This window comes from Vibrio rotiferianus CAIM 577 = LMG 21460 (assembly GCF_002741985.1).
GTDB lineage: Bacteria > Pseudomonadota > Gammaproteobacteria > Enterobacterales > Vibrionaceae > Vibrio > Vibrio rotiferianus.
On record NZ_APHW01000037.1, the window covers coordinates 1 to 1,201 of the forward strand.

Consider the following 1,201-nt stretch of genomic DNA (forward strand, 5'->3'; position numbering starts at 1 on the left):
TGTCAATCAAGACGGTGGACGCTGCCGCAGTGGAAGGTGAAAGCACGGCTTCGTTTGCTATTTCACGCACAGAAGAAGAAGGCGAACCAGCTAAGGTCACCTTCAAGTTCGATACCAGCATGGCGGACTCGGTTGATATCGACGATATCGATTCGGTCAAGATTGGTGACACGACCTACACAGGCGATGCACTTAAGGCGTTGTTCAACGAGGGCATCGAGCTAACCCTCACTGGTGCAGAGAGCATTTCCGTGGTGGTTACACCAAAAGACGACGCAGAGATTGAAGGTTTAGAGAGCTTAGTCGGTCAGATTGTGGCTGGCGAAGGCGCAACCATTCCAAATGGCGGAGACAAAGCGAACGCCACCATCAATGATGAAACCGTTGACCGTAACGAAGTGGCGGAGGTGTCAATCAAGACGGTGGACGCTGCCGCAGTGGAAGGTGAAAGCACGGCTTCGTTTGCTATTTCACGCACAGAAGAAGAAGGCGAACCAGCTAAGGTCACCTTCAAGTTCGATACCAGCATGGCGGACTCGGTTGATATCGACGATATCGATTCGGTCAAGATTGGTGACACGACCTACACAGGCGATGCACTTAAGGCGTTGTTCAACGAAGGCGTTGAGCTGACCCTCACCGGTGCTGAGAGCATCAGTGTTGTCGTCACACCAAAAGACGACGCTGACATTGAAGGTTTAGAGAGCTTAGTCGGTCAGATTGTGGCGGGCGAAGGCGCGACGATCCTACCGGGTAATAACAAAGCAAACGCCACCATCAATGATGAAACCGTTGACCGTAACGAAGTGGCGGAGGTGTCAATCAAGACGGTGGACGCTGCCGCAGTGGAAGGTGAAAGCACGGCTTCGTTTGCTGTTTCACGCACAGAAGAAGAAGGCGAACCAGCTAAGGTCACCTTCAAGTTCGATACCAGCATGGCGGACTCGGTTGATATCGACGATATCGATTCGGTCAAGATTGGTGACACGACCTACACAGGCGATGCACTTAAGGCGTTGTTCAACGAGGGCATCGAGCTGACCCTCACCGGTGCTGAGAGCATCAGTGTTGTCGTCACACCAAAAGACGACGCAGAGATTGAAGGTTTAGAGAGCTTAGTCGGTCAGATTGTGGCTGGCGAAGGCGCAACCATTCCAAATGGCGGAGACAAAGCGAACGCCACCATCAATGATGAAACCGT

The 1,201-nt window shown here is 52.4% G+C and carries 1 protein-coding gene; it reads left to right on the forward strand.

The features are described 5' to 3' along the window. Positions 1-1,201, forward strand: a 1,201-nt coding sequence (locus tag B853_RS26045) for a hypothetical protein (RefSeq protein WP_170001022.1), incomplete at both ends; no start/stop codon positions are given.